At 50.8% G+C, this 17,983-nt stretch carries 18 protein-coding genes and 1 tRNA gene; 9 read left to right on the forward strand and 10 right to left on the reverse strand.

Annotation, left to right across the window (positions count from 1 at the left end):
* Nucleotides 1-16: 16 nt before the first annotated feature.
* Entirely contained in the window at nucleotides 17-481 is a 465-nt protein-coding gene (locus NQF89_RS02925; RefSeq protein ID WP_266137461.1) for an Lrp/AsnC family transcriptional regulator, read from the reverse strand.
* 239 nt (nucleotides 482-720) lie between these two features.
* On the opposite strand from NQF89_RS02925, the gene trxB reads away from it, so the two are divergent.
* A complete protein-coding gene (trxB, locus tag NQF89_RS02930; protein WP_266137462.1) occupies nucleotides 721-1,704 on the forward strand; it encodes a thioredoxin-disulfide reductase in 984 nt (327 codons plus the stop codon).
* Nucleotides 1,705-1,889: 185 nt separating this feature from the next.
* Nucleotides 1,890-2,834, forward strand: coding sequence for a LysR family transcriptional regulator (locus NQF89_RS02935; protein WP_155573543.1), 945 nt, complete (start codon nucleotides 1,890-1,892; stop codon nucleotides 2,832-2,834).
* On the opposite strand, the gene NQF89_RS02940 is transcribed toward NQF89_RS02935, so the two are convergent.
* Entirely contained in the window at nucleotides 2,818-3,102 is a 285-nt protein-coding gene (locus NQF89_RS02940) for an HU family DNA-binding protein (RefSeq protein ID WP_155573322.1), read from the reverse strand. The two genes, NQF89_RS02935 and NQF89_RS02940, sit on opposite strands and share 17 nt — an antisense overlap.
* Nucleotides 3,103-3,240: 138 nt before the next feature.
* Nucleotides 3,241-3,723 carry a MucR family transcriptional regulator gene (locus NQF89_RS02945; protein ID WP_155573323.1) on the reverse strand — a complete coding sequence of 161 codons (483 nt, stop codon included), beginning with the start codon at nucleotides 3,721-3,723 and terminating at the stop codon, nucleotides 3,241-3,243.
* A gap of 217 nt (nucleotides 3,724-3,940) precedes the next feature.
* Here NQF89_RS02945 and NQF89_RS02950 point away from each other — a divergent pair, with 217 nt between their 5' ends.
* The 3 genes from NQF89_RS02950 to NQF89_RS02960 are packed head-to-tail and all read left to right on the forward strand — an operon-like array spanning nucleotide 3,941 to nucleotide 8,099.
* On the forward strand, nucleotides 3,941-6,139 hold the full coding sequence (locus NQF89_RS02950; protein WP_155579413.1) for an FUSC family protein: 2,199 nt from the start codon (nucleotides 3,941-3,943) through the stop codon (nucleotides 6,137-6,139).
* A 5-nt stretch (nucleotides 6,140-6,144) separates the two neighbouring features.
* A complete protein-coding gene (locus NQF89_RS02955) occupies nucleotides 6,145-7,254 on the forward strand; it encodes a glycosyltransferase (RefSeq protein ID WP_266137463.1) in 1,110 nt (369 codons plus the stop codon).
* On the forward strand, nucleotides 7,251-8,099 hold the full coding sequence (locus tag NQF89_RS02960; protein WP_266137464.1) for a fumarylacetoacetate hydrolase family protein: 849 nt from the start codon (nucleotides 7,251-7,253) through the stop codon (nucleotides 8,097-8,099). The genes NQF89_RS02955 and NQF89_RS02960 overlap by 4 nt, the downstream gene beginning before the upstream one ends.
* Nucleotides 8,100-8,245: 146 nt before the next feature.
* Here NQF89_RS02960 and NQF89_RS02965 read toward each other — a convergent pair whose 3' ends face one another.
* Both NQF89_RS02965 and NQF89_RS02970 read right to left on the reverse strand, forming a co-directional pair.
* Nucleotides 8,246-9,280, reverse strand: coding sequence for a tetratricopeptide repeat protein (locus NQF89_RS02965; protein ID WP_196424599.1), 1,035 nt, complete (start codon nucleotides 9,278-9,280; stop codon nucleotides 8,246-8,248).
* Nucleotides 9,281-9,372: 92 nt separating this feature from the next.
* Nucleotides 9,373-9,462, reverse strand: a tRNA-Ser gene (locus NQF89_RS02970).
* Between the two features lie 313 nt (nucleotides 9,463-9,775).
* On the opposite strand from NQF89_RS02970, the gene rplU reads away from it, so the two are divergent.
* The 3 genes from rplU to obgE all read left to right on the forward strand — a co-directional run bounded on the left by rplU (nucleotide 9,776) and on the right by obgE (nucleotide 11,495).
* On the forward strand, nucleotides 9,776-10,090 hold the full coding sequence (gene rplU, locus NQF89_RS02975; RefSeq protein WP_099027176.1) for a 50S ribosomal protein L21: 315 nt from the start codon (nucleotides 9,776-9,778) through the stop codon (nucleotides 10,088-10,090).
* A 29-nt stretch (nucleotides 10,091-10,119) separates the two neighbouring features.
* Nucleotides 10,120-10,386 carry a 50S ribosomal protein L27 gene (gene rpmA, locus NQF89_RS02980; RefSeq protein ID WP_099027177.1) on the forward strand — a complete coding sequence of 89 codons (267 nt, stop codon included), beginning with the start codon at nucleotides 10,120-10,122 and terminating at the stop codon, nucleotides 10,384-10,386.
* Nucleotides 10,387-10,493: 107 nt separating this feature from the next.
* Nucleotides 10,494-11,495: a GTPase ObgE gene (gene obgE, locus NQF89_RS02985; protein WP_155573328.1), complete on the forward strand. Its 1,002-nt coding sequence runs from the start codon at nucleotides 10,494-10,496 to the stop codon at nucleotides 11,493-11,495.
* A 49-nt stretch (nucleotides 11,496-11,544) separates the two neighbouring features.
* Here obgE and NQF89_RS02990 read toward each other — a convergent pair whose 3' ends face one another.
* From NQF89_RS02990 to budA, 5 genes are all read right to left on the reverse strand, one after another.
* Nucleotides 11,545-12,135, reverse strand: coding sequence for a LutC/YkgG family protein (locus tag NQF89_RS02990; RefSeq protein WP_266106593.1), 591 nt, complete (start codon nucleotides 12,133-12,135; stop codon nucleotides 11,545-11,547).
* An 11-nt stretch (nucleotides 12,136-12,146) separates the two neighbouring features.
* The gene (locus NQF89_RS02995) at nucleotides 12,147-13,559 is read right to left on the reverse strand and encodes a lactate utilization protein B (protein ID WP_266137465.1); all 1,413 of its coding nucleotides are present in this window, start codon (nucleotides 13,557-13,559) and stop codon (nucleotides 12,147-12,149) included.
* Nucleotides 13,556-14,299 carry a (Fe-S)-binding protein gene (locus NQF89_RS03000; protein ID WP_155573330.1) on the reverse strand — a complete coding sequence of 248 codons (744 nt, stop codon included), beginning with the start codon at nucleotides 14,297-14,299 and terminating at the stop codon, nucleotides 13,556-13,558. The genes NQF89_RS02995 and NQF89_RS03000 overlap by 4 nt, the downstream gene beginning before the upstream one ends.
* Before the next feature lie 175 nt (nucleotides 14,300-14,474).
* Nucleotides 14,475-16,157: an acetolactate synthase AlsS gene (alsS, locus tag NQF89_RS03005; RefSeq protein WP_266137466.1), complete on the reverse strand. Its 1,683-nt coding sequence runs from the start codon at nucleotides 16,155-16,157 to the stop codon at nucleotides 14,475-14,477.
* A gap of 77 nt (nucleotides 16,158-16,234) precedes the next feature.
* Nucleotides 16,235-16,966 (reverse strand): acetolactate decarboxylase, encoded by a 732-nt coding sequence (budA, locus tag NQF89_RS03010; protein WP_099027182.1) that lies wholly within the window; start codon nucleotides 16,964-16,966, stop codon nucleotides 16,235-16,237.
* 101 nt (nucleotides 16,967-17,067) lie between these two features.
* Here budA and NQF89_RS03015 point away from each other — a divergent pair, with 101 nt between their 5' ends.
* On the forward strand, nucleotides 17,068-17,982 hold the full coding sequence (locus NQF89_RS03015) for a LysR family transcriptional regulator (RefSeq protein ID WP_155573332.1): 915 nt from the start codon (nucleotides 17,068-17,070) through the stop codon (nucleotides 17,980-17,982).
* Nucleotide 17,983: the final 1 nt, after the last annotated feature.

Genomic DNA, 17,983 nt, shown 5'->3' on the forward strand with positions numbered 1-17,983 from the left:
ATTTATCTTGGCATATTTATATAGGCACACCAGCCCGCTCGCAGCTTGTCCTAATCACCTGCAAGGTCTGCACACGCACCACATGGGTAACCTCTATCAAATCCCGTGTAAGGCGATTCTGATGCTCAGCATCGCGAGCCATGAGGCGTAACAGGAAGTCCTCTCCACCACGAATCATGTGACATTCCCGCGTCTCTGGCCATTGTGCAACGAGGGCTTCAAACTCCTCCAACACCACACTTTTCTGGCTATCTAAGCCTATGAGCGCGTAAAAACTAATCGTCCACCCTAATTGAGCCGGGGCTAAAGCAGCATGATAGCCTTGGATAAGCCCCATCTCCTCCAGCCGTCTTACGCGCCTTAGACAAGGGGGAGCGGAGATTCCGACACGGCGCGCAAGCTCCACATTAGTCACCCGCCCATCTTGCTGCAATTCAGCGAGAATGCTCCGATCAATCTCATCAAGGTCTGCAATGCTCATATACCGTCCCAAAAGGCTGCGGGAGAAGACTATACCAGCTTATATAACCTGCTCTTTTTAATGTGGAAACCATTTCCTCCTTTCTGGGCAATAATCTTTCATATTTCTTCTCTTATCATTATTTTTATCGACATCTTTCATATACTATATTTGTTACCCAACAGGCTTAGGTCAGTGCCATAATGGTCCTACCCTACGAGGGCCATCTGGTCATCCTCTTTAGAATTATGGAGCTTATCATGGCTAAACAACACCAAACCGATATGTTAATTGTTGGTGCTGGCCCCGCAGGATATACCGCTGCTATCTATGCTGCCCGCGCGGGAATGAATCCCCTCCTCGTCACCGGTATGCAACCCGGAGGGCAGCTCACCATCACAGATGAGATTGAGAACTTTCCCGGTTTTGCCAAACCTGTCCAAGGCCCTTGGCTGATGGAACAAATGCGCGAGCAAGCCGAGCATGTTGGCACGACATTACTCTACGACCTCATTACAGAAGCCTCCCTTAAACAAGGCCCCGATGCGGAAGGTTATTTTCACCTCACAGGAGATTCTGGTGATCAATTCCGCGCCCGTACGGTTGTTATCGCTACAGGGGCCCAAGCGAAATGGCTCGGTTTAGAATCTGAAAAAGCCTATCAAGGGGCGGGCGTCTCGGCTTGTGCAACTTGCGATGGATTCTTCTATCGCGGCAAAGAGGTCGCCGTTATCGGTGGGGGCAATACAGCTGTGGAGGAAGCCCTTTACCTCACTCATCATGCTTCTGTTGTCCATCTTATCCATCGGCGTGATAGTTTGCGCGCAGAGCGTATCTTGCAAAAACGTCTGCACGCAAACCCCAAAATCAAGCTGCATTGGAACAAAGAGGTCCACGAGATTTGCGGCAGTGGAAGCCCTGCCGTTGTTACAAAGCTGCGCCTTGCTGATACAAAACAACCCGGCGTTATAGAGGAACTCCCCGTAGATGGCGTATTCATTGCCATTGGTCATAGCCCTAGCATTGGGCCTTTCCGTCATGAGGTCGCTTGCGATGAGGAAGGCTACATCATCACCAAAGCAGGGACGGCGAGCACCTCCATCCCCGGTGTTTTCGCGGCGGGTGATATTCAGGATAAAACCTACCGCCAAGCCATCACAGCCGCCGGGACAGGGTGCATGGCCGCATTAGAGGCGGAACGTTACATTGCCGAACTCGGCCTAAATGACGAAAAACCGCGCTAAAATACCGCTTATTCCCCTTCACAAAGAACGATACGCAAAAGAAACGCATTTGATTGCTATTCTGCCCTTGACCATTCGGTGCTTTTCAGGAAGTTTTTACCAAAGAAAACACTGAAGGTCAGGGCGTAGGGTATATGAGCAAAGCAGGCCATGATTATTGCGAAGGGGCGTACGGGAATCAAAAAATGGATTGGGATAAACTCCGCATCTTTCACACCGTAGCTGAGGCCGGGTCCTTTACCCATGCAGGGGACCGCCTTAACCTGAGCCAATCTGCTGTATCTCGACAGATTTCTGCCCTTGAGGAAGTACTCGGCGTACCACTTTTTCACCGTCATGCGCGTGGCCTCATCCTGACCGAGCAAGGTGAAGTCCTCCACCGGACGGCGCGAGAGGTCTTCTCTAAACTGGCTCTAACCCAAGCGTTTTTAAGTGAAAACCGCGAGAAAGCAGCCGGCAAGATTAAGGTCACAACAACCTCTGGCTTCGGCCTCTCTTGGCTAACACCGCGCCTGCATCGTTTTGTGGAGAAGCACCCTCATGTTGAGGTCACTCTCCTACTTGAAGATTCCGATTTGGACCTCAGCATGCGCGAAGCTGACGTAGCTATTCGCCTGCATCCCCCAACCCAGCCGGACCTTATTCAACGTCATCTCGCCAGTTTTCACATGCCTATTTATGCCAGTAAGGAATATTTAGAGCAGCACGGCACACCAACTAGCCTTAAAGAACTTGCCCAACATAATCTTATAGGATTTGCAGGCTGGCACCTTCCCCTACCTCATGTAAATTGGCTCATAGAGCGACTTTTAAAAGATAAAATTATCCTTCACCCCAAAATCAACCTTGCTATTAATAATATAGCTGCCGTTGGTATGGCTATTGCCCAAGGTAATGGGATTGGAACCCTACCCTTTTACACAGCTTCTGCTCATCCCAATCTAGTCCGTATTCTACCAGATGTTCATGGACCATTGGCAGAAGCCTTTTTTGTCTATCCTGAGGAGCTAAAAAGCTCTAAACGCATTTCTGTCTTCCGGGACTTCTTGTTAGAAGAACTCAACGCCGCACGCACAGGGAAGGATGTGCCCTCCCATAGCGCAGAGGCCTTTATTACTTCGCACGATTGACCCGTTCGCGCAGCTCCTTCCCCGCGCGGAAGAAAGGAACGCGCTTTGCCTTAACATCAACGGCCGCCCCTGTCCGGGGGTTGCGCCCTTGGTGAGCGGTGTGTTGACGCGTTCCAAAGCTACCAATCCCCCGCAGCTCTGCCCGATTGCCAGCTTCCAACCCTTCGGCAATATGCGTAAAAATCCCATCGACAGCCTTGCTGACTTTCTCTTTAGCCATGCCATCCAGACGTGAGGCTAACAAGGCGACAAACTCCGACCGCGTCATTTCTACCCTCCGTCATTTTGTTCCCTAACAAGCAGAGTGGCAAGATGTAGGCCGGAGCGTCAAGCAAAAAGCAGTATTATAGAAAAAGCCGGGAACATGCCCGGCCTTCTCATTACTCATAGCTTCTACTTCACTCTATTAGAGGTCACTATTATGACCACGCTTATGCTCCGCAGAGACCCCAATATTCCGCCCCAGACCAATCGTTCTGGCTAATTCAGAACGGCGTGCAGCATAAGAAGGAGCCACCATAGGATAATCCGAAGGGAGGCCCCATTTCTCGCGATATTGGTCCGGTGTCATATCATAGGTGCTTTTAAGATGACGTTTGAGCATCTTCAGCTTTTTACCATCTTCCAAACAGATAATGTAATCTGGGAAAACAGATTTACGAACGGGAACAGCCGGCTGCTGCTTAGGGGATGCACCTTCCTCTCTTAGGTCGCTCTCCCCTCCTGCCAAAGCTTCATATACCTGGCGTATCAGTCCCGGTAGACTATCAGCAGGCACATCAGAGCCTGCTAACTTAGCAACGACAATATCAGCCGTTAACTCTAAGAGCTGTTTACGCTCGGCATTGGAGGAACTTTGGCCTTCTCTAGCCGGTATATTTTCTGTCATTGAATAACCTTCTTCGCTATAAATCTTCATGAGAGGATTCATGAAACTTTTACTATTTTTCCTCTAAACAAAAAAGAGAAAATATTCCTACTTACAAAAAAAAACATCTTTCCCGTCCTCCTTCCTTCCACGAACTTTTCAATTACTAAGTGTTACCCCTCGCCTAAACAGACAAACAGAAGTAGGGTCCTATACAGAAATCTTTTTGGACCAGAACATGCTTACCCGTTTCCTAACTAACTTACATTCCAGAGGGGCTTCTTTTTTACCCTGGGTACTAGCCCCCTCTCTCAATGGGTTTCTCTTTGCCCTTCGCACGACCATTGCCGCCTGCCTAGCCCTCGGAATCGCCTTATGGCTAGAGCTTGATAGCCCCATCTGGGCTCCGATGACGGTATGGTCTGTAGCACAACTTACGCGTGGGGAAAGTCTCTCTAAGGCACGCTGGCGCATCATTGGCACGTTGATCGGCGGGACGGCGGCTCTTGTCTTTATTGGTATTTATCCGCAAGCTCCATGGCTCTTTTTCCCCCTCATTGCGGTATGGATTGGCCTATGCAGTGGGTTTGCTACCTTTGTAAGTAATTTTCGCTCATATGCGCTTGTTCTCTCTGGCTATACCTGTGCTATCATTTGCATGGATATTGTCCCAGAAACCAACAACATCTTTATGTTTGCTGTCTCGCGCGCCAGCTACATCATCCTTGGTGTGTTATGCGAGGCATTTATTGGCCTACTTTTTGCCTTTAACCAAGACCACCGCGCCCATATTAGCGTCCGCCAAAAACTAGAATCTGCTCTTACTCTTGTTTGTAATACTTTATACCACATTCTGCGGCAGGATCGTGGTGCCATAACAGAGGCCCGCAATCTCTTTGGGACCATTCTATCCATCAATGATCAAATCGAGTTTTCCGAGCTTGAGATGGGCGTGCATGGCCATGAAGGCGACCATGCCCGTGCAGCCTTGGCAGCCGTCTCCGCTTTGTTATCTCGCAGTTTTGGGATGGCCACACGCTTGGAGCTTCTCTCCTCCAACCATAAGGATTTTGATACAGTCATTGCGGCCTTCATCCAATTCTTGCAGCATTTCTCTAAGCGTCTCCCCCAGGAGAGTGAAATATCAGAGCTTCTTGCGGAACTTCAGCATCTCAGAGACCTTTGCCGCCGCTATGCGACTCCTCACCGCCTTATTCCCCTTACTCCGACCGACCCCACCACACCAACAGAAGATAGCCTCATCACCAACTCCGCCTTAGATGAACGTATTCTCTTTTCCTCTTTAGGGGACCTCATCGGTGACCTTGAAGAAGCCATTACAGAATATCACGCCAGTACCCACACAATTCGTGGTGACCATTTTCAGTTCCAACGTCATACCCACCGTGATGGGCGGCTTGCTTTTAATAATGGCTTCCGCGCTGCATTGGCTGTTCTTGTTACATCTTTTATTTATGAAGTCACCGCTTGGTCAAATGGCAATACACTCATCAGCATTACCGCTCTAATCTGCGGCCTTTTCGCTACGAAGGAAAACCCTGTCCTAGGAACGATCAAGTTCCTAAAAGGATTGGCGGTAGCATGGTGTGTTGCGTGGCTACTCTGCTTTGTCTTCATCCCGATGGTAACAACTTATGAGCCCCTTATCATCATCCTCTCTGCTGCGATGATGCTCGGCGGCCTCGCACGGGCTAACCCTGCAACGGCCCCTGCTGCTGCTGCGTATAATCTACTCATGCCTCTTATGCTGGGGATTCAAAACCATCATATTATTGATGAATCGAAGTTCTATAATACGACATTAGCGATTATGCTTTCCGGCGTTACGGCGGTTTTAATCTTCCGCAGCATTCTCCCCTTTAATCGCAAAGCAGAAGCCTTCCGCTTACGCAAGGCAACCCTACGCGAGCTACGCAACCTCGCTAGCCTGGGCAGCACACCGCATATCAGCGCATGGATTGGGCATAATACGGACCGTTTCTCCCGCTTGCTCCGCCATGCCACAACCATCACTCCACTCGTAGAAGCTGGCATACAGGGGACATTAGCTACCCTTACCTTAGGGCTAAATATCATTCGCCTTCGCGGTTTGCTTAATCGTGAATATTTACCCGAAAGCGCGCGCCGGCCTATTACGCTTGTTCTCTATTACATCGAACATTCATCCCGCCGGCATGACCGCGCCGCCCGCCTGACCCGTGCGGCCATTCGCCGCCTCCGCGAGCTTGATACACAAGACCATGAGGCCATCATTCGGCTAGAAATCACCCGCGCCTTGACCCATCTTGTCGTCATTGAATACACATTGCGTACCAATGAGAACTTTCTTGATGCGAGCGAGCCTTTCCGTGGGGAAGGTCCCATCACCACACCTCCCCCTCAACCGCCAACATTGCAAGAGTTAGAAAGTACCTAACGATTATGAAAATCCATTATCTCGTCACAAGTTTAGAGACAGGCGGGGCGGAATTTGCCATTCCTGACATCGTTCATGCCCTTAAAACCTATGGGCATCATGTTGATGTCACCGCATGTGAACCCCGCGATATGGGAGCCGCCCCGTATCTTGATCGCGCAGGCATCCCGTATCGACTACTTGGGACAAAAAGGCGGCCTTTCCTCCTCACGCTCTTGCGTATTTTACGCTTACTCCGCAAAGACCGCCCTGATATTATTTGGACCTCCCTAAGCCGCGCTACGTTACTCGGCCAACTTGCGGGGAAAATCCTCTCCATCCCCGTTGTGAGCTGGAAGAATAGTGCAAGCATCCGTTTTACCACGACAGCGGGGCGGCCCATCACACGGTTATGGGTGGCGGATTCCCCTTATGTTGCACAATTTTTACAGGATGTTATGGAGATTCCTCCAGCAAAGATAACATGCTGGCCACTTTATATTGCTGCGCCTAACAGCCATCCAGCCCCGCAATGGGATGGCACAACACCGCTGCATATTGGCACTACAGGCCGCTTACATGAGGTTAAAAATTATCCCCTCTTGATTGAAGGCCTTGCCCTCTTCCGCCAGCGTTACCCACAATGGGCCGACCATATCCGCCTCTCCTTTGCTGGAGATGGCCCCCAACGTGCCGAGTTAGAAAGCCTCATCAAAACATATGGGCTTCAACACCATGTGTTTCTTTTAGGCTTTCAAACAAATGTCACGTCTTTCCTCAAGACACTCCATCTTTATACGCAACCCTCACGCTATGAGGGCATGTGCCTTGCCGCGCATGAAGCCATGAATATGAGCCTCCCTGTCATTGCCACACCAGTGGGGGAAATGCGTCATAGCGTCCAACCCGGTAAAACGGGGTTTATCCTCCAGCCTGACCATATCCCAGAAACATTCTGTGAGACCTTAGCAGAGATATTCCAACACCCTGAAGAACTGCACCGCTATGGCATAGCCGCTAAAAGCTATATTGATGCACATTATAGCCGAGACGCCTTCATGCAGCGATGTGGAACGATTGTTGAAAGACTGGCGCAGATAACTGGCATAAAGACATTGGAGAATACTCCATCATGACAAAACTCTGCCGCTATGGCCTCCTCGGCTCTGAAAAACCCGGATTAATTGATAGCTCTGGCACAATACGAGACCTCTCCAGCCTTTGGGATGATGTAACACCAGAGCACCTCTCTCCCCACTCCCTTGCCCAACTAGCGAAGATTGATACAGCGACCTTGCCACTTGTGGAGGGCTCTCCACGGTTCGGCGTACCTGTTAGTCATGTTTCTAAATGTGTTTGCATTGGCCTAAACTATGCTGACCACGCCGAAGAAGCCGGTCTTCCCATCCCGCAAGAGCCAATCGTCTTTCTAAAAGCTCCTTCTGCCCTTTGTGGTGCTTATGATGATATTCCCATTCCCCCCCATGCCACACAGATGGATTGGGAGGTGGAGCTAGGCATCATCATCGGCAGCACGGCACGCTATGTGACAGAAGCGGACGCTTTGGACTATGTGGCAGGATACTGCATCATCAATGACGTGTCAGAACGCAGCTTCCAAATGCAATCCTCACAATGGGACAAAGGCAAAGGCTGCGATAATTTCGGACCTGTTGGTCCCTATCTCGTCACGGCTGATGAAATTGCCGAGCCACAGCAACTCCGTCTCTGGCTGGATGTAAATGGCACACGCCGGCAAGATGGCTCGACAGCGACTATGATTTTCTCTGTCCGGCAGATTATCGCCTATCTCAGCCGGTACATGACCCTCCTCCCCGGCGACATCATCGCCACTGGCACCCCACCCGGCGTGGGGATGGGGCACAAGCCACCCCTTTGGCTGCAAGAAGGTGATGAAATACGACTTGGTATTGAAGGGCTGGGCGAGCAAAAACAAACACTAATACGGTGGCGGCAATGAAAACACCGCCACCATCCTCGTGAATATGGAGCATCAGTTTCACAATACCGGGAGGAACAAGAATCATATTATATTGCTGATCCTCGGCACGTGAAGCTGAAACAATTTATGATCTTATTTTTCAACACAATATTATCTGTTTTATATCACAGCTTCTTTAACTTCTTCTGTGCATCTATATTACCCATAGACGCTGCTTTACGAAGCCAATTTGCCGCTATATGTACATCCCGCTTTGTTGAATGTTCTTCTAGATATATAAGCCCCAAAGTATAAGCCGCAACATCATCACCTTGTGCAGCGGCACTTTCCAAATAGGCTATCGCCGTATCGAGGTCTTGCCACCCCCAATAAATTGTCCCCAGTTTAGTTTGGGCAGGGGCGTAACCTGCCTCGGCGGCTTTTTTATACCACGCTAAAGCGGTATCTTCATCGCGCTTCACGCCCTGCTTATTCTCATAAGCCAAACCTATATCATAGGCTGCCGCTGCACTACCTTGCTTCTCTGCTTTTTGGAACAGAGCAAACGCCTTTGCATAATCACGCGGGACACCATGGCCATCCCTATAAAGCTCTCCAAGCTTTGCTAACGCCAAGTCATCATCTTGAGCTGCGGCCTTTTGATACCATTTTAAAGCTTCGTTATAATCTTGGGGAACGCCCTGCCCGTACTCGTATAATAACCCAATATTATATTGGGCCACTGAATCATCTTGCTCTGCGGCCTTCCGATACCATTCTAAGGCCTTGCCATAATCTTGAGGAACACCCCGCCCCAACCGGTATAACGTCCCAAGCCCCTCTTGGGCTGTAACATCATCTTCAACAGCCGCCTTCTGGTACCACATGGCAGCTTTTGCGTAATCTTGAGGCACACCTATGCCTTGGTCGTAAAACTCACCCATCTTCGATTGAGACGGCACATCACCTTGATCTGCCGCCTTTTTATACCATTCAGCCGCTCTTACTTCATCCTGTGCAACACTTATCCCAAAAAGATAAGCGTTCCCCATGACACTCTGAGCACTTGCATTGCCATGCTCTGCCTTATTGAAAATAACAAACATGCCCGGGTCTCGCGGGTCTATATTAGGATTCTGCTTAGACTTCGCACATCCAGCATGGCTTAAAGAGACCATAACCGTGGCTGATAATACCGTTAGAATGATACGCGTCTTCATCCTGCAGCTCCCTAAACTCTGCTGTATAAGCAGCAATCTACCCGAGACTAGCATCTTCTATGATGATTCATATGTAAAAAATACGGAATCCTTGGCGGAGAGAGAGGGATTCGAACCCTCGGAACGCTTGCACGCTCAACGGTTTTCGAGACCGCCCCAATCGACCACTCTGGCACCTCTCCGGGGCTTGGGGCTAAAGCCGGGACTATGCCCGGACACCACCAAGTAATGCCGGTGTTATGGCGAGATTTTACCCACTTGGCAAGGGGTTTCCCCTCTCATCCTCTCGTCAATCCTCCCCTGCAACCCATAAATCCTACTTTATTTATTGACGATACAAGGGAAAAGCAGTACAGAACCCCACTGTTCCTATGGTTTTCTACCACTGGTAGGAAATTGTTTGAACCAATGAAAAAAAGCGAGCGGGTCTGCCAAACCTACAAAGCTAGGTGAGGCTAAGGGCCAGAGGCTTCGGTAACATAAAGAGAGTTTTGCATGTTTGCAGTCATCCGCACGGGCGGGAAACAATATCGCGTTGCTAAAGACGCTATCTTGAAGGTCGAAAAGCTAGAGGCTGAGGCTGGTAGCACAGTGACCTTCTCCGATGTTCTTATGGTTGGTGGTGAAGGCAGCACCAAGGTTGGGGCTCCGCTGGTCGAAGGGGCTAGTGTTACCGCTGAGGTTGTTGCCCAAGATCGCTTGCCAACGGTCATCATCTTCAAAAAACGCCGCCGTCAGAATAGCCGCCGTAAGAATGGCCATCGCCAGCCGGTAACTGTTCTGCGTATTACCGCAATCAACGCCGCGTAACTTCGCCCGTTCTTTAAGGAGACACAGTCATGGCACAAAAAAAAGCAGGTGGTTCCAGCCGTAACGGGCGCGATAGCGCAGGCCGCCGCCTCGGTGTGAAAAAATTTGGTGGCCAGAGCGTCATCGCTGGGAACATCATCGTCCGTCAGCGTGGCACAAAGGTGCATCCGGGTGAGAATGTCGGTATGGGCCGTGACCATACACTTTTCTCCCTCGTTGATGGCCGCGTGCGCTTCCAGCGTCGTGCTGGTGGTAAGGTCCATGTGTCCGTTGCCCTAGCAGAAGCTGCTGAGTAACACTCTCTGTTGCCCTTATAGGCGCAGAGCATGAGGAAGGGTCGGCTCCATCATGGTGCCGGCCTTTTTTCTTCTCCCCTCCTCCCTTCGTACATGCGGTCTTTCTCATGAAATTTCTTGATCAAGCTAAAATCTATGTCCGCTCCGGTGATGGGGGGGATGGTGTGGTCGCTTTCCGGCGCGAAAAATATATCGAGTTTGGCGGCCCTGATGGCGGTGATGGTGGCCGGGGTGGGCATATTTACGTCCGGGCTGTGCCGAGCCTTAATACATTAATCGACTTCCGCTACACTCAACATTTCCGCGCCCGTAAGGGAGGGAATGGGGCTGGCTCCAACAGAACGGGGGCTGGAGCGGATGATGTCATCATTGATGTGCCCATCGGTACGCAAATCTTTGATGAAGACCGTGAGACCCTTCTTGCTGACCTTGATGAAGATAATAAAACCGTTCTGCTCTGTCAGGGGGGTGATGGCGGGCTTGGTAATGCTCATTATAAAAGCAGCACCAACCGGGCCCCGCGCCGTGCGGATAAAGGCTTCCCCGGGGAGGAACGCTGGGTTTGGCTCCGGCTGAAACTCATTGCCGATGTCGGCCTTGTGGGCCTACCCAATGCAGGTAAATCCACTCTCCTCTCTGTAGCCTCGCGTGCCCGGCCCAAGATTGCTGATTATCCCTTCACAACCCTGCATCCTCAACTTGGCGTTGTGCGTCTTAACGCTATGGAAGAGTTCGTCATTGCCGATATTCCCGGCCTCATTGAGGGCGCAAGCGAAGGTACAGGGCTGGGTGATCGCTTTCTCGGCCATGTGGAACGCTGCGCGCTACTCATCCACCTCATTGATGGGACAGATGAACATTTCGTCCAAAATTGGCGGATGATTCGTAAAGAGCTCAAAGCCTATGATGAAGGCCTTGCTGCTAAACCAGAGGTTTTAGTCCTTAATAAATGCGATGCACTTCTGCCAGAAGATATTGCAGAACGTAAAGCCGCTTTGGAAGCTGCCTCTGGCGCGGAGGTCCATCTCCTCTCCGGGGTCAGCAGGGATGGGCTGCCAGAATTACTCCGCTATGTACAAGACCGCGTAACAGCCTCTCGTAACGCTTAAACCTTTAAAGGGAGGGACGCCTTCATCCCAACGCCCCTCCCCTTTATCGCTACGCCCATATAACCGAAAGGCTGCGCACGCCTTGTGCGCCGCGGATTAAGACCCCTTCAATATCCGCTGTGGCAGAAGGACCAGACATTAACACGCCATACCCTGCTGTACGGAACTCTGAACGTTCCCGGTAGGCATTATGCATGTTCCCGACCAACTCATCTTTGGCGAGCAGAACAACCAAATGCTGTGCAAGATGGACATCTGCGAGATGGTCCTTCAACTCCACTTCGCTAAGGAAGATACCGCCCATCTCCGCCACGCCAAAGGCTGCACGCACCACCATAACATCCACTGTATCTGCCTCTTGGTGCGTGGTGAGGTCCTCTATTCGTAACGTGCCTTTTACTTCAGGCACAGCGGTGCAGAGATTACGCCGTTTAGGGAAAGCACGCGCAATCGCTGCCTCCACCGTCTCACCATCTTGGCGATGAATCATCTGCCCGCCCATCAAAGCAAGGTTGGATTCAAAACGCTCCGGGCTAGCATCTTGGTCACCCAGCATCACAATGGGAGGCAAAGGGTAAGCCTCCTCCGCAGGGGACTTCACCGCCCGTAAACGACTAAGAATGACATCACGCGCGCTCATAGCCTTATCACTCATGATGATGTCCCCTCCTGCGCGGTAGTCTCTTTCTTTAAACGGTTCTTTTTGTACCAACTATGGAATGTCTCCTTCACCGGGTGAGGGAGCTCGCGATGTTTTCCCCATGGGTTCAAATAATTATACAACACAAAACGCGGCATGGTTTTTAAAGCCACCTCTGTCCCGCTAATGGAGAGGCGATATAATTTCGGCTGGGATAATAACCGCCCGGCCATCTTCATAATTTCCTTTTTCACAAAAGGAATCTCATGCCGCTCGGCTAAAATACGCCGCCATTTATAAAGCTGGTCGTGAATATCAATCTTCACCGGGCATACATTAGTGCAGCTTCCATTCATCGTGGAGGCAAAGGGAAGTGTACTAAACTTCTTCGCATTAAACGTAGGGTCGATAATCGCCCCGATAGGGCCAGAATAAACCGCACCATAAGACTGACCACCAGACCGCCGATAAACGGGACAGGTGTTCATACACGCCCCACAGCGAATACATTTGAGCGAGGACCAAAAATCCTCCATCCCCAACCGTTCTGAGCGGCCATTATCCACAAGGATGACATGCATCTCCCCGCCCTTCTTCGGCTTACGGAAATGCGTTGTATATTGCGTAATGGGTGAGCCAAGCGCGCTGCGGGATAATAAGCGTATAAACACGCCTAAATCCTCCATCCGCGGCACAAGCCGTTCAATCCCTAATGTCGCGATATGTAGATTCGGCAAATTCGCGCTTAAATCCGCATTGCCTTCATTAGTACACACCACAAAACTCCCTGTCTCTGCAACAAGGAAGTTCCCCCCCGTCATGCCTGTATCGCCACTCAGCAAAACGGGACGCGCTGCATTGCGTTGTGCCTCTGCCAAAGCGTGAGGGTCATCAATCGCAGGGTCTGTGTGGTAATGTTTGGCAAAAACCTTCGCAACATCTTTGGTAAGCTTCTGCACCGCGGGGACCACCACATGGCTAGGCAGCTGATTATCCAACTGTTGGATGCGCTCGCCGAGGTCTGTCTCCGTAACGGTAATGCCTTTAGGCTCCAAATATTCGCGCATTTCACATTCATCGGTAATCATCGACTTACTTTTGATGATGGATGAATGACCATGCGCCTTGAGGATGCCCTCTACGATGCGGTTATGCTCTGCCCCATCGCGTGCCCAATGGACGTGAATCCCATTCTTTTTTGCATTCTGCTCAAATTGCTCCAAATAATGCGGCAACTGGGCAAGTGTATGCTCTTTAAGCCGGGATGCTTGTTGGCGCAGCTCCTGCCATTCTGGCAGCTCATGCATTTGTTCATCCCGTTTCTGCCGCATCCCCCAAAGACGTTCATCATGAAAAATGCGATGCAGATCATCCTTTAAAAACTCAGCCGCCAATGAGGCATGCGGGACTGGCTTCTCCCTCATGAGCGCGCTCCATTAAGAATATCAGCAATATGAATAAAGCGGATTGGCACGCCATTGCGCTCCGCACAGCCTTGTTGGTGCATCATGCAAGATGTATCGGCAGAGACAATATATTCCGCCCCCGCATTATGGTGATCATTCACTTTATCCAACCCCATCCGTGCTGAGACGGCTTCCTCCGTTACGGAATATGTGCCGCCAAAACCACAACATTCATCAGGGCGTTTCGGTGTTGCGAAGGAAATACCCTTCACCGCAGAAAGTAACGTCTTAGGTTTGGAGAAGAACGGCTCGCCCAACTCGGACATGCTGGCCGTACGCAAAGCGCGTAATGTTGCACAACTATTATGCAGCCCTACTTTGTGAGGAAACTCTGCCCAAGGGAACTCCCGCACCCGCAGCACATCATGAATGAACTCTACAAGCTCATACGTATTTTGCCGCACATGACGGACCTCATCAGTCTGCTCAATCGCATCAAAGTTCTCACGAATATGATGAACACAGCTCCCAGATGGAGCCACAATCATATCATATTTAGCGAAATTGCGGATAAAGAGTGCTTCTGTCTCTTTCGCATCGCGATTGCACCCGGAGTTCGCCATAGGCTGACCACAACAGGTTTGGTCCATAGGATACTCAACATCCTGCCCCAATTTCTCCAGCAACTCCAACGTTGCAATGCCTGTTTTGGGAAAGAATGCATCTATATAACAAGGAATAAATAAGCCAATTTTCATAATGGCTTGTTGTATGAGGGGCTTAATGAACAATCAATAAAACAAAATGTGACTAAACTTAATAATCAATGAGATTACTAAATGATAATCACTCTCATCTATACTAATACCTCTGATGGAAAAAGGGGGCGTTCATCACGCCCCCTCTCCTCACGACCTAATAAAAGGCTACCTCTTACTTAGCAAGAGCCGGTAGCGGGTCCATTAGGCCAGGGTTATCGGCATAATCAACAGGCACAGCAATCACAACCGGGCCTTGTGTCTCCATCCCCTCACGCAGAGCAGCTTTAAAGCTCTCTACGCTATTGACGTTAATCCCCTTCGCCCCAAAAGAGCGGGCAAAGGCTGCAAAGTCAATCGGACCGAATGCTACTGCGGCATCACGGCCATATTTCTTCTCTTCCTGAATACGGACCATGTTGAAGTGCTGATCCACCCAGATGATATGGATGAGGTTGCTCTTCAGACGAACAGCCGTCTCCAGGTCCATAGAGGACATCATGAAGCTACCATCGCCAGAGACGGAAATAACCTTCTGCGCTGGGTTAAGGATGCTGGCAGACATACCCCATGGCAGAGCAACGCCCATCGTCTGCTGGCCGTTACTGATGAGCATCTGCCGTGCACGGAAGACGTCCAAGAAACGCGCATGCCAAATATGGAAGGACCCCATATCCAAACAGATTGTCATATCCTGCGCGACGATATCTTCCATCACCTTGATGACCTCAAGCGGATGGAGCATCCCCTGCTGGGTGCTTTTTGCCTTCTCGAAAGCGAGCTTTTGAGAGGCACGATACAGCTCTAGGATCTTATCCAAAGCGGCACCGTTGGAAAGGCCAGAAACCTCCTGCGTCAGATGCTGCAATGTATGAACAATGGAGCCAATCAACTCAATTTCTGGATTAAAGGCATTGTCCAGCTGAGCCGGAACGACATCAATATTCACAATCGGGCGATCAGGCTTCGTGTTCCAAAGGCCGGGATCATACTCAATGGGGTTATACCCAATAGCAATGACAAGGTCCGCCTCTTGCAGCAGGTAATCACCATACTGGTTGTGGAACAACCCAATCCGACCACAGAAGCGCGATTGCAAGTCTTTAGAGAGAGTACCAGCAGCCTGGTAGGTCTCCGTTACCGGTAAGTTGGTTGCCTTAATAAAAGCACGGATTGCCTCGGCATTTTCAGGCTTGCTGGCCTTCATCCCCAATAGGACGACCGGCTTTTTAGCCTTCTTAATCGCCGCAGCGGCATCCTTAATCTCATCCTCTGGGGCTGGGCCAGCTTTAGCAAAGCTGCGTTTACCCATTAGCGGATAATCTTTGGTGATTTCTGCGTTCAGCACATCCATCGGGATGCTTACAAAGGCACCGCCCTGCCGGGGGCTCTCTGCTGCACGCAGCGCATTGCCGATAACCTCGGAGGCCGCAGCGGGATCACCAATCTCTGCGCTATATTTCGTCACCGGGCGCAACATGCTGACTGTATCCATGCTTTGATGGGTCAATTTCAGCAAATCAGCACGCCCAACAGCCCCGCCAATGGTGAGGACAGCATCACCCTCGGAGGTTGCTGTTGCCAAACCGGTTGTCAGGTTGGACACACCGGGGCCAGATGTGGCAATCGCTACACCAGCTTTACCCGTGATACGGCCAATCCCCCCCGCCATAAAGACGGCATTTTGCTCATGCCGCGCTACAATGGTGCGGATGGGAGAATCTTCCAATGCCTCAAAGAGACGGTCAATCTTTGCACCGGGAATCCCGACAATATGGTCAACGCCATGGGCTTCTAAATTACGGACGATAAGATCCGCTGTTGTTTTGCCCGCGTTAGGAGCTTTCTTCTGCGTCATGAGCTACGTTCCTAATCCCATATAACCCCGCCATTATCTAGGCGGTGTTATTGTAAACATATCAAACCAAGTAAAAATCAACCGCCCTCAGCCGTGCGAATAGCCTCATGCAAGCCTGCTGGCAGGAGGTCGGCCTTAGCGAATTCTTCTGTCTTTGGCAGGGAGATTTCCAAGTCGGACATACGGGCGACTTCCAGCTTGCCAGACTTCACACGGTAATCCGTCACATGCCCGCCATGCTTGCGATCATCACTCAAAACATGGAGGTGATAACCTGCAACATTAATCCCTTGCATATAAGGCGGGGTACGGAAGCCAAGCATCACACCGCTAATCTCCCCCATTTTGAAGGTCGGCTGCTTGGCCACAACCTCCAACATGCCCGGGTAAGGCTTATGCTGGCAAAAGACTGTGCGTGTATCGACTTTCTCAAACTCACCGGTAAACCGCACAGCCCCAAAGAGGTTAGGGTTATCGATAAGCTCATTTACAAGAGCCTCAAACTCTTCTTTGCTCATGGGCTTATCAATTGTGACGGTCTTTTCAGGCTCAAAATAGGTCACACAAGCGAAAGGGGTCTTCATATCCGCTGTCGTGCCAGAAGCAATCCCCTCGGAGCGGAACTGCCGTACCTCCCCTTCGGTGACGATCATCTCACCATCTAGAGCATCAAACGTACCCAGACCGAAATCACCATGCTGAACCAGCTCACCCAGCGTCATTTCACCGTCATAAACAGCGTCCAACAACGCGGCCATGGTAGATGTCTGGAAAAGCCGGTTCGGCTTTACACCTGAAGGTCGAGTCATATTGCCCCCTGTGTTGTTACTCTCTTCTTCCCTAAAGCAGGTTAGGGAAGGTCACAAATATATAGTTACCATTACCACCATATATCTTATATATGGCTCCTATGGAGATTCGTCATTTTCGCTATTTTGTGACCATTGCTGAGACAGGCAACATCACCCATGCTGCTGAAAAGCTAGGGATGGAACAACCACCCCTCAGCCAACAAATCCGCCGTTTAGAACATACACTCGGCATTGCCCTCTTTCGCCGCCAAGCACGCGGTGTCAGCCTAACAGAAGCCGGACGCGCACTCTTGCCCCATGCGCGTTTGATTCTCGACTTACGCCGTCAATTCATTGAGGATGCACACGGCCTTGCCAGAGGGGAGAAGGGCCATCTACGCATTGGCTTAGCAGGGGCTGTCCCCCTCCTCCCCAGCATTCCTTTTGCCATCCGCCAATTCAGCACCATTGCGCCGGGCGTTACCCTCTCCCTAGAAGAAAGCAATACCCCCGCCTTGTGCGAGGCCTTACTCTCCTACCGCACGGACATCACAATTTTGCGCCCGCCTGTGCCGGATCAAGCGAATGTCCATGTCATTCCTTTATTAGATGAACCGACCCTCATCGCCTTACCGAAAGGGCATCCTTTTACCGATGTAGCAGAGATTCACCTCAGCCGCTTAGCCACCGAGCCACTCATCATCTTCCCGCGGGAATTAGGGCCGGGATTCTTTGACGCTATATTAGCGGCTTATCGCGATGCCGGAGTTACGCCTGCCCTTGGCCAACAAGCCCCACAAATTGCAGGAACCATCCCCCTTGTGGCCGCAGGCTTGGGGGTGTCCATCGTCCCCCAATCACTCCACCAACTTCATACAGGTGGGGTGACATTCCATAAAATCGCACGGCCTGCCCCCCATGCAGCCCTCGCGATTGGGGTGCGCAGAGGCGAACAACCACCTCTCATCAACCATTTTATCAGCGTATTACAACAAGCCTGCAAAACACATACCGAATTGCCTGACCTACCATAAC

Origin of the sequence: Bombella pollinis, assembly GCF_026385485.1 — a bacterium.
In the GTDB taxonomy this organism is placed as follows: domain Bacteria; phylum Pseudomonadota; class Alphaproteobacteria; order Acetobacterales; family Acetobacteraceae; genus Bombella; species Bombella pollinis.